Source organism: Brevundimonas sp. 01N35 (assembly GCF_056399785.1).
The window spans coordinates 1-10,767 of sequence record NZ_JBFTRZ010000020.1; the positions used below are offsets into that span (position 1 = coordinate 1).

A 10,767-nucleotide genomic window follows, 5' to 3' on the forward strand; every position below is an offset into this window, starting at 1 on the left:
GTCAGGCTCATAACCTGAAGGTCGCAGGTTCAAATCCTGCTCCCGCACCCAAGTTTAACGAAAACCCCCACTGCTCACGCCGTGGGGGTTTTCGCGTTCTGGGCCGTGATCTAGCGCCACCAGCGCCGCCAAGCTGCCCTGCACCTTCAACTGGAAGGCCTTGGATTGGTCCGCCGCGTTCGCGGCGGGTGGCCTAGCGTTAGGCGCGTCCTCCGGAATGGGGCCGTCACGGTTCAAGTCCTGGAACCTCCGCAAGGTCTTTCGCCGAATCTCCTGCCTTTGAGGCCGACGTGCAGCTCATCGACGGTCGGCAATGTGGGGCGTTTAACCAGGCCCTGCTTTAGAATATCTCTCCGTGGGGAACGTATTCGACAAGGTGATGTCACTTTAGTTTTTTGAGGGCGTGACGAAAACGTGCGCTGTCGATCATAGTTGAAGCTTAACCGCCTCCCTCGTGTTGGAACGCACCGGGGGGGACATGAAGTTCAGTATGCGATCGCGCGCCGTTGGGCTCTTTTTGCTCGCGGGGCTGCCCCTTGCGCCGGCCGCCGTCGCTGACCCGGCCCGCGCCGACGAGGCGCCAAAGGCAGGCAACGAATTCGGCCTTCTTTCCAGCGGGTCTGAGGCCGAGCCGGACGCTTCGGCTCTGGCGCGGCTGCCGCTGACCCAGAATGGAGGCGTCTGGGATTCCGGTCATGTGCAGGGCGCTGCGGTCGATGTGCAGGGCGGCTACATCTACTATTCCTTCACCAACCTGCTCGCCAAGTACGACTTCAATGGGAAGCTGGTTGGAACCCTGGTTGGCTGGACAGGCCACCTCGGCGATCTGGCCTTCAACCCCGCCGACGGCAGGATCTACGGCTCGCTGGAATACAAGGCGGACCAGGCCTTCTACGTCGCGGTCATCGATGTCGCCCAGCTCGACCGTGTCGGGGTGGAGGCGAGCCGGACCGAGATTTTCCGCACTGTCTATCTGCCCGACGTCGCCAGAGACTATGCGGCCGATGTGAACGGAGACGGGCGCTTCGACGGCGACCACGCCGCCTCGCTCGACCATCGCTATGGCGCGTCCGGCATCGACGGGGTGGCGTTCGGCCCCGCCTTCGGTCGCGTGGATGGTCCGTTGCGCCTGACCGTCGCCTATGGCGTGTACGGCGACACCGCGCGGGCGGACAATGACCATCAGGTGCTGCTGCAGTACGACATCGCGGACTGGAGCCGCTACGCCAGTCCGCTGTCCGAGGCTGCGCCCCACCGGAACGGCCCCGCGTCTGCTGAGGGCCAGTATTTCGTCCGCACCGGCAATACGACCTACGGGGTGCAGAACCTCGCTTATGACGAGGCCCAGCAGCGTTGGTTCATGGGCGTCTACAAGGGCCGCAAGGACGCCTTTCCCAACTATCTGCTGTTCGCCGTCGAGGCGCGCGAACAGCCTGTTATGGGCGACCTGATCGGCGTGCCGGATGCGGACGGCGAGGGCTGGGCGCAGGGCCTGCTGCTCGATCTGGCCGACGATGGTTTGAACGATCCCGCCACGGGCGTTCGAGGCTGGAATCAGAAGGCCGATGTCGGTCTTCAGTCCCTGGGGCGCGGCCTGTTCTATTTGGCGGTGAATTCCGGCGGCAAGGGGCGGGAGACCGCCGACCTCACCCTGATGCGCTGGACGGGCGATCCGCAGGCACCCTTCGCGCCGGTCAGCCAGACGGAACGTCTCCAGATCCTGGGGAATGCCGACGCGCCGTGAAGCGCGGCATCGACGCTCATCCCAGAACCTTCATCGGCTGAAGTCCCGCGCCTGACGCGAGGGGCGCTGTCGATCCCTAGTGACCATTTTTTCTTTTTCAATCCAACGAAGTAAGCTTGTCATGACCCCCAATCGTCGCCTGCATAAACTGACCAGCGTCAGCCCGCGCGCGCTGCTTCTCTGCCCGCTCCTAGTGACCGCCTTCGCCGTGCAGTTGCCTCAGGCGGCGCAGGCTCAGGCGGCGGTGGTTCAGGCGCCCGCTGCGGCCTCGGGCGCGGTGCGCGGGCGGGTGTTCGACACCGCCAGCGGCGAATATCTGCGCAACGCCGAGGTTCGCGTCGAAGGCACGACGATCGTGGCCTATTCCGAGGACGGCGGCGCCTTCCGTCTGAGCGGCGTGCCGGCGGGCGAGGTCACGGTCCTGGTGCGCTACGCCGGCCTGCAGGAGGCGCGGGTCACGGCCGCGGTCGCCGCTGGACAGACGGCGGTGCTGGACATCGAACTGAAGGCTCCGATCTACGCTGCCTCCGGCGGGGAAGCGGCGGCGGTCGAGGACATCGTGGTCACCGCCGCGCGCGGGGGGCAGGCCAAGGCCCTGATGGAGCGTCGCGCCTCCATGAACGCCAAGAACGTGGTCCCGGCCGACAACTTCGGCGCCCTGACCATGGGCGACGTCGGCGAGTTCATGAAGTCCATGCCGGGTCTCTCGCTGGACTATACCGAGGTGGACGCCACGGCCGTGCGTATCGGCGGCCTGCCGCCGAAATACTCGACCTTCACCATGGACGGCGCCCGCATGGCCACGGCGACGTCCAACAACAACTCGGGGCGTCAGAACTCCTTCGAACAGATGTCGATCACCGGCGTCGAGGCGATCGAACTGAACCACACCCTGCTGGCCAGCATGGACGCCGACGCGCCGGGCGGCAGCATCAATCTGCGCAGCAAATACGCCTTCCAACTGGCTGATCGTCAGCTCCGCTTCCAGTTGGGCGGCGTCGGCACCTCGGATTCCCAGCTCTCGCGGCACTACATGCCCGACGACCAGAAGCACGCCAGCATCTATCCGTCGGGACAGTTCAGCTATGCCGACGTCTTCCTCGACGGTCGCCTCGGGGTCGCGCTGAGCGGCAGCTACAACGCCAACTATGTGCAGCAGGACCGCATCCAGACGGACTGGTCCTACCTGCCGGACGGCCGGGTCATGCCCTATCAGGTCATGTGGCGTCCGGGCCCGAAACTGACCAGCCGTACGGCCGCCAATCTGGCCGTGGACTACAAGATCACCGACGACCTGATCTTCTCTCTGAGAAGCAACTACTCGTTCTACGACGTCGAGTATTTCAATCAGTACACCTATCTGATCTTCGGCACGCCGACCGTCTCGCAGGCCACGGCGGACTCGACGCCGACCCATATCACCGTGAACCCCAACGGGACGAATACCCGCCTGCATACCCAGTATTCGCACCGCTATGCCGGGACGCCCGCCTATCTGGTCGCGCCCAAGCTGGAATACAAAGGCGAGACGTGGGAGGCGGCGCTTCGCGCCAGCTATTCCAGTTCCGAGTTCAACTTCCGGGACCGGAGCAAGGGCTTCTTCCAGCGCACGGACAGCTATCTGACCCGGATCGGCTTCACCCTGGATCGTGATTCATCGGAGTCGAACGCCTGGGCCCTGGCCCAGACCGCTGGCCGTCCCTGGGGCGATCCCACCAGCTTCAACCGCGACGACGACATCGGCAATAATATCCGGACGTCCGAGTCCGACGCCGTCAATGAGATGTATTCGGTCAACCTAGACCTGAAGAAGAAGTTCAGCCTCGGCGACGTCTACTTCACCCTGATGGGCGGCGCGAGCGCCCGCACCAACGACTGGCGGACCAACGAAGGCTCGTTCCAGCAGTTCCAGTACGTCGGTCCGACCGGAGATCTCTCCCAGAAGGCGCTTGAGGCGGTGGTGCCGTGGACGCAGAACTACAAGTTCGAGATCATCGGCTTCGATGCCGGGAACATGAACGCCCAGAACTGGCGCGCCGACAGCAACTACGCCACCCATGATCTCTACAAGAAAAACCCCGGATACTTCGTGCCGGACATGGTGGGCAACCTGAAGCGTCGTCTCGACAACGACAAACAGGTTCACGAAGACATCACCGCCGCCTACTTCGAGGCTCAGGCTGATGCGGGCCAGGCGCGCTTTGATCTGGGGTTGCGCTACGAGAAGACCGAAACGACCGCCAAGATCGCTGTCATCCGTCCGGTCAAGGAGGTGACCGCGGCTGGTTTGTCCGTGAGCACGGTCGAGGGGCTTCTCTATCAGTACCACAACGGTGAATCGTCCGAACGCCAAGGCGAATACGACGACTGGTTCCTGAGCGGCGGGGTCAAGTACGACTTCACCGATAATCTGGTCGGCCAGCTTTCCTTCAGCCAATCCATCCTGCGCCCTGACTATGGCAATCTCGGCGGGGTGGTGTCGGTGAACGACGACACCATGATCGTCACCGTGCCGAACCCGGAGCTGAAGCCCGAGCACTCGACCAAGTACTACGCCAGCCTGCAGTACTATCTGCCTTCGGCCGGGATCGTCGGCCTGTCCGTCTATCAACTGGACATGAAGGACATGCAGGTCACCGGCATCACGGTCAATCCGGAGGACGTCGGGTTCGATCCTGCAGAATACGCGGGCTACACCTTCCGCAGCGCCCAGAACCTGGACGGGACCAGCACCAACAAGGGCGCGGTCCTCGAGTACAACCAGCAACTCACCTTCCTGCCCGGCGCCTTGAGGGGCCTGGGTCTGCATGGCTCGCTGACCCATATCGACCCGGACGGCGAGCGCCAGAGCACGCCCAAGCAGGCGGCCAACTGGGGCGTTCGTTACAACTACGGCCCGTTCGACTTCCAACTGAACGGCAACTGGCAGGCGAAATATCGTGTCAGCGGCCTGAACAACACCGAGACGACCGCGAACAACGGCATCCTCTATCACGCGCCCCGTGAGCTGTGGAACGTCAGCGTCAGCTACAAGCTGAACGACCGCTTCGAAGTGATGATGGCGGGCCGGAACATCTTCAACTCGCCCGACGTCATCTACTCGAACGTGAGCGAGCGGGTGCAGCAGTACACCGTGTACGGCTCGATGTGGAACGTCGGGATCAAGGGCGTCTTCTGATCCCGAGCGCTTGAGCGCCAGAACGCTGGTTGTGGCCGCGTCGTCCTGCGACGGCGCGGTCGCGGCAGGCTGAACAGGGCCGGCCCACCGGGTCGGCCAGCACATCCAAGGACATGTCATGGCTCTGCTACTTGATCGGCGGCGACTAGTGCTGGGCGGCAGCCTGGGCCTCGCGGCGCTCGCCTTGCCCGCCGGCGCCGGTCTGGCGGCGGAAATGCTAGGCGCTACGGGCTTCACCCACAATGTGGCCAGCGGCGAGCCGGGCCCGGAGTCCATGCTGCTGTGGACGCGCTACATGCCGGCGACCAGCGCTGATGAAGTCCGTCTGGACGCCGAGATCGCGCTGGACCGCGACTTCAATCAGGTCGTGTCGCGGGGCACCGTGCGCACCGGCCCCTATCGGGACTGGACGGTCAAGATCACCCTGGACGGGCTGAACCCCGGCACGGTCTATTGGTATCGCTTCATCGCCCTCGACGGCGCCCGATCAGAGACAGGACGCACCAAGACCTTGCCGGTGGGCCAGGTGGACCGGTTCCGTCTGGGCCTGTTCTCCTGTTCCAACATGCCGATGGGCTGGTTCAACGCCTATGCCCATGCGGCGGCGCGCGACGACGTGGATCTGTGGCTCCACGTGGGCGACTACGTCTATGAGTACGGCCTGGGTTCTTACGCGCCGGACGACCTGATCGCCGGACGGGACCTTCTGCCCGCGCATGACCACGAGATGATCGCGCTGGCGGACTATCGCCTGCGTCTGGCCTGCTATCGCGCCGACGACGACCTGCAGAAGCTGCACCAGGCGGCCCCGATGATCAGCCTGTGGGACGATCACGAGGCCAGCAATGACAGTTGGGAAGGCGGGGCGCAGAACCACCAGTCCCAGTCGGAAGGCGACTGGAACGTGCGGCGGGCCGCAGCCACCCAGGCCTATCTGGAGTGGATGCCGATTTCCGAGGAGCCGTGGAAGGCCTACTCGATCGGCGCGCTCGCCACCCTCTACCGCACGGAATCGCGCCTGATCGGGCGGACGCGACAGGCCGACATCGCCGGGGCGTTCCGGGCCGGCACCGACGCGGCTCTGCAGGCTTTCCGCGATGGCCCCTGGCGCGATCCTTCGGCCACCATGCTCGGCTCGACGCAGGAAAGCTGGCTGGCGCAGGCGCTCAAGCACAATGCCAGGACGACGGCCTGGCAGATCGTCGGCATGGGCGCCATCCTCGGCCGAACCGTGATGCCGCAGGACGCCGTCAGCTGGCTGCGCCCGGATGCGAGCGAAAAGACCGTTCGGTCCTTTGCGGATGGCGCGCGGGCGGCGCGGGCGGACCTGCCGATGTGGATGGACCGCTGGGACGGCTATCCGGCGGCGCGCTCTCGCTTCCTCAGCGCGGCGCAGGAGGCCGACGCCGATCTGGTCATGCTGTCGGGCGACAGTCACAACGCCTGGGCCTATTCACTGGTCGAGGACGGGCGACCTGCGGGCGTGGAGTTCGCCGGCCACGCCGTCACCTCCAACGGCATCGAGAAGCAACTCGGCGTGGCTCCCGCCGTGGCCGCCCGGTCGTTCGTCGCCGCCAATCCCGAGATGGCCTGGGCCCAGACCAGCGGGCGCGGCTATATGGTGATTGACGTCACGCCCGACAGGGTCGGCGGCGAGTGGGTCTTCATGCAGACCATCAAGTCGCGCAGCATGGCCCTGGCGGGCGTTCACCGGATGTCGGTCGAGCGCGGCCGGCGCCGCTTCCTCGCCTGAGCGACGGCGTGTGAGGTATCGACCAAATCCTGCTCTCGCATCCAATACTGAAAACCCCGGGGCGCAAGCCCTGGGGTTTTCGCGTTCCGGCCCCGTCGAACTTGGGCGAACGTCTCAAGCCTTGAATCGGTGATGACGGGCTGCGGCGTTACTTGCCACGACCGCCGTCGATGAAGTCCTTGATCGAGGCAGGGTTGCGGCCGTTGGCGCGGGCCCCGTCGCAGGCGATGGTCTGTGCGAAGGAGGTCAGGCTGTTGGGCGGGATGTCTTCCCAAGCCGCTTCCTGGCTTTCGATGCGGTCGGTCTCGACGCCGTTGGGACCGTATTCAAGTTCCAGGACGACGCGGGACTTCTTGGTGGCGCAGCGCAGAGCCAGATCCTCTGTGGTGTGGCTGTAATCGCCCGGGGCGCCTTCGAGCGGCACGCGGGCGATGCGGATCGTGGTGTCGTCGCCAAGGACGCTTATGCCGCCGACGTCGGCGAGATACATGGTGCGGGCGCTGCGCGAGAAGACGTTCCATTCTTCGGCGGCGGCGGTGCCCGCGAGAGCGGCAGCGGCGGCCAAAATGGCGCTCAGGATAATAGGCTTCATTTCAATCCTCCCCAGGATGGCCGGATATCACACCCGAACCGGTGCAATTTCAACTGGCGAAGGTCGACCAATTGTCGCGATCAGGCGTTAGCGTGGTCGCCATGAAACGCCTCCTTCTGAGCCTGCTTCTGTTGATCTGTCTCCCGGCGACGGCGTGGGGCGAGCCTGCGGTCGGGTTTCAATCCGAACGGATCGTGGTCGAGGCGCGAGGCGCGGGACCGGACGTGATCCTGATCCCGGGTCTGGCATCGACCTCGGCCGTCTGGGCGCGCACCGCCGCGGCGCTCGAGGGGCGCTACCGGGTGCATCTGGTGACAGTGAGGGGCTTCGGCGATGTCCGGGCCGAGGCCAACGCCTCGGGTCTCGTCAGCGGGCCGACGGCGGCGGAGATCCGGCGCTATATCGCCGAGGAGGGGCTGACGAAGCCGGCCTTGATCGGGCACTCGATGGGCGGCCAGATCGCCTTGCGGGTGGCGGCCGACGCTGGGCCGCGCATCGGCCGGGTCATGGTGGTGGACGCCTCGCCCTTCTTCCCCTCCCTGATCAGCGCCGGGGCGACCACGGGCGACGTCGAGCCTTTGGCGCGGCTGGCCTATCAGGGGCTGTTGCTGCTGGGGGGTGACGCTCTGCGGACCCAGGCGAGCAGCCTGGGAATCGAGATGGGCGGCGCCAGCGACAGCCTGTTCGGCACCCTGGGCTGGCAGGGCGGCGACCGGCGCACCCTGGCGCAAGGCCTGTACGAGGTGATGACCGTGGACCTGCGCTCGCGCCTGCCCTCGATCACCGCGCCGGTCACCGTGGTCTATGGCTGGAGCGCCGACGACCGCAGTCCGCGCAGCCAGATCGACGGCCTGTTCCGCGCCGGCTACCGCTCGCTGCCGCATCCGGCCGAGTTCGAACGGATCGAGGGCGCCGAGCACATGGTCATGATCGACCAGCCGCGGCGCTTCCAGGCGGCGGTGGAGCGGTTCCTGCGCTGAAGGCTCAATCCGCCGCGCGCAAGGCCTCGAGCACGCCCTTGCCGTAGCGTTCCAGCTTGCCGGCGCCGACGCCGGAGATGCGGCCGAGCGCATTGAGGTCGCGCGGCTCGCTGAGAGCGATCTCGACCAGGGTCTTGTCCTGGAAGATGACGTAGGGCGGGACGTGCTGCTCGGCGGCGCGGTCGCGGCGCCAGGCGCGCAGGACCTCGAAGCGGGCGCGGACGTCGGCGTCCAACGCCTCGACGGCCAGGTTGCGGCCGGCGTTGCGGCGCGGGCGTTCGGCCTCGACGACGCGGACCGGGGCCTTGCGCACCTGGATCGGGCGCTCGCCGCGATAGACGGCGCGGACGGCCTCGGGGTCGCCCAGGCGGATGATCGGTTTGCCCTCGTTCGGGTCCTCGACCAGCAGGCCCTCGAACAGCAGGTGGTCGATGACGTCGCGCCAGGCGGTCAGCGACAGGTCGGCGCCGATGCCCCAGGTCGACAGGTTCGACTCCCAGTTCTGGACGTCTTTCGTCTTGCCCAGCAGGTGGTCGACGACGCGGGTGCGGCCGAAACGTTCGCCAAGGCGCTGCACCGCCGCCAGGGCTTTTTGCGCCGGGACGACGGCGTCGAAGGTGGCGGGCGGGTCGCCGCAGATGTCGCAGACGCCGCACGGCTGGGCGTCCTGTTCGCCGAAGTAGCGGCGCACGGCCTGGGGCCGGCAGACGGCGCCGTCCAGCATGGCGAACAACTGGCGGACCTTGCGCGTCTGGACCTGTTTGATCTCCTCGGCCATCGGCCGGCCTTCGAGGCGACGCAGGGACCAGGCGATGTCGGAGGGACCGTAGAGGGTGATGCCCTCGGCCGGTTCGCCGTCGCGTCCGGCGCGGCCGATCTCCTGCCAGTAGGCTTCGAGGCTGCCGGGCGGATCGGCGTGGATGACGAAGCGGACGTCGGGCTTGTCGACCCCCATGCCGAAGGCGATGGTGGCGACCATGACGGCGCCGTCCTCGGCCAGGAAGCGGGCCAGCCGCTGGTCGCGCTCGCGGGCGTCGAAGCCGGCGTGATAGGCGATGGCGTTGGTCCCGGCGTCGCGCAGAGTTTGCGCCACACGTTCGCAGCCGTCGCGGCTGCCGCAATAGACGACGCCCGACTTGCCGCGCCGTTCGCGGACCAGTTCGACCACGGCGGCGTCGGTGCGGGCGCGCGAGCCGTTGATCTTGCGCTCGGCCGACAACTGCAGGTTCGGGCGGGCGAAACTGTCGACGAAGACGCGGGCCTCGCCCAGCCGCAGCGAGGCCAGGATGTCGTCGCGGGTGCGGGCGTCGGCGGTGGCGGTGACGGCGATGCGCGGCACGCCGGGGAAGACCTCGGCCAGACGACCCAGGGTGCGGTAGTCGGGACGGAAGTCGTGACCCCACTGAGACACGCAGTGGGCCTCGTCGATGGCGATCAGGCTGAGCTGCAACTCCGACAGCCGCTCCAGCATCGACCCCGAAGCCAGGCCTTCCGGCGAGACGTAGAGCAGGTCCAGTTCGCCGGATCGGGCGGCGCGCCAGATGGCCGAGCGTTCGTCCATGCCCACGCCGGAATCCAGACGGGCGGCGGCCACGCCCTGCTGTTTCAGGGCCTCGACCTGATCGGTCATCAGGGCGATCAGCGGCGACACCACCAGGCCGACGCCGGGGCGCAGGATGGCCGGAATCTGATAGCAGACGCTCTTGCCGCCGCCGGTCGGCAGGACGGCCATGACGTCGCGTCCGGCCAGAACCTCGGCCACGACATGGGATTGCAGCCCGCGAAAATCGGCATGACCCCAGACCCGGCCCAGAACCTCGCGGGCGCCGTCCAGAGTCTGGGAAACGGGCGGGGCGGAACGGCGGGGGTCTGCGAGCATGGGCCGGGTTGTGCCGTATTCGTTCCGGGGTGTCATCCTAATCCGGGGAGGGCGTGCTCCTTCTCCCCTTGCGGGAGAAGGTGGCCGAGCGGAGCGAGGTCGAATGAGGGGTTGCGCTGAGTTTGACTGTTCGCCTTCCTCCACTGTCGCGAGACCCCTCATCCGTCGGCCTGCGGCCGCCACCTTCTCCCGCAAGGGGAGAAGGAAACATCTTGGGTGCGCTACCGCCCTTTGGGCTGCTTGAGCGCGGACGCCCGCCTCGCGAGATCGCGGGCGGTGGAGGGCTGGGCGGGGCGCCGGGCCTTCGCCCGGAGACAGATGAGTTTTACCGTTTCGACGAAAGCAAAGCGCCCCGCGCGAAGAGTTGGACATGAGCTCGGGGCAGGCGCCGTTGTTAGCGGCTACCCCCGGCGCCCATGACGGGCAGGCCGCGCGACGACGCGGTCCTGGAACGGTCCGAGTAACCCCCTCGACCCTGACCGGAGCCTCTAYGATGGACGGGTCGAACGCCCCGTCGCTAGGCCCCAGCGGCGTCATGAATGGAGTGTGGTCTATCGCCCTTCGGGCTACTTGAGACCACGATAGGAAGAAGCGCGTTCGCGCCTGCTTCGTCTCTCACTCCTGAACCGCCCGCCTGATCC

The 10,767-nt window shown here is 66.5% G+C and carries 6 protein-coding genes; 4 read left to right on the top strand and 2 right to left on the bottom strand.

The window, feature by feature from the left end; genetic code table 11:
• Positions 1 to 490: 490 nt before the first annotated feature.
• The 3 genes from AC1DJ5_RS14330 (at position 491) to AC1DJ5_RS14340 (ending at position 6,675) form a co-directional block, all read left to right on the top strand.
• Complete coding sequence (locus AC1DJ5_RS14330) at positions 491 to 1,744, top strand: hypothetical protein (RefSeq protein ID WP_477021025.1); 1,254 nt, start codon at positions 491 to 493, stop codon at positions 1,742 to 1,744.
• Positions 1,745 to 1,865: 121 nt separating this feature from the next.
• A complete protein-coding gene (locus AC1DJ5_RS14335) occupies positions 1,866 to 4,922 on the top strand; it encodes a TonB-dependent receptor (RefSeq protein WP_477021026.1) in 3,057 nt (1,018 codons plus the stop codon).
• A 118-nt stretch (positions 4,923 to 5,040) separates the two neighbouring features.
• Positions 5,041 to 6,675, top strand: a complete 1,635-nt coding sequence (locus AC1DJ5_RS14340) for an alkaline phosphatase D family protein (protein ID WP_477021027.1) — start codon at positions 5,041 to 5,043, stop codon at positions 6,673 to 6,675.
• A 148-nt stretch (positions 6,676 to 6,823) separates the two neighbouring features.
• On the opposite strand, the gene AC1DJ5_RS14345 is transcribed toward AC1DJ5_RS14340, so the two are convergent.
• Positions 6,824 to 7,267 carry a hypothetical protein gene (locus AC1DJ5_RS14345; RefSeq protein WP_477021028.1) on the bottom strand — a complete coding sequence of 148 codons (444 nt, stop codon included), beginning with the start codon at positions 7,265 to 7,267 and terminating at the stop codon, positions 6,824 to 6,826.
• A gap of 101 nt (positions 7,268 to 7,368) precedes the next feature.
• Here AC1DJ5_RS14345 and AC1DJ5_RS14350 point away from each other — a divergent pair, with 101 nt between their 5' ends.
• Positions 7,369 to 8,247 carry an alpha/beta fold hydrolase gene (locus tag AC1DJ5_RS14350; RefSeq protein ID WP_477021029.1) on the top strand — a complete coding sequence of 293 codons (879 nt, stop codon included), beginning with the start codon at positions 7,369 to 7,371 and terminating at the stop codon, positions 8,245 to 8,247.
• A 4-nt stretch (positions 8,248 to 8,251) separates the two neighbouring features.
• Here the strand turns inward: AC1DJ5_RS14350 and recQ are convergent, their stop codons facing one another.
• The gene (gene recQ / locus AC1DJ5_RS14355) at positions 8,252 to 10,126 is read right to left on the bottom strand and encodes a DNA helicase RecQ (protein ID WP_477021030.1); all 1,875 of its coding nucleotides are present in this window, start codon (positions 10,124 to 10,126) and stop codon (positions 8,252 to 8,254) included.
• Positions 10,127 to 10,767 lie beyond the last annotated feature (641 nt).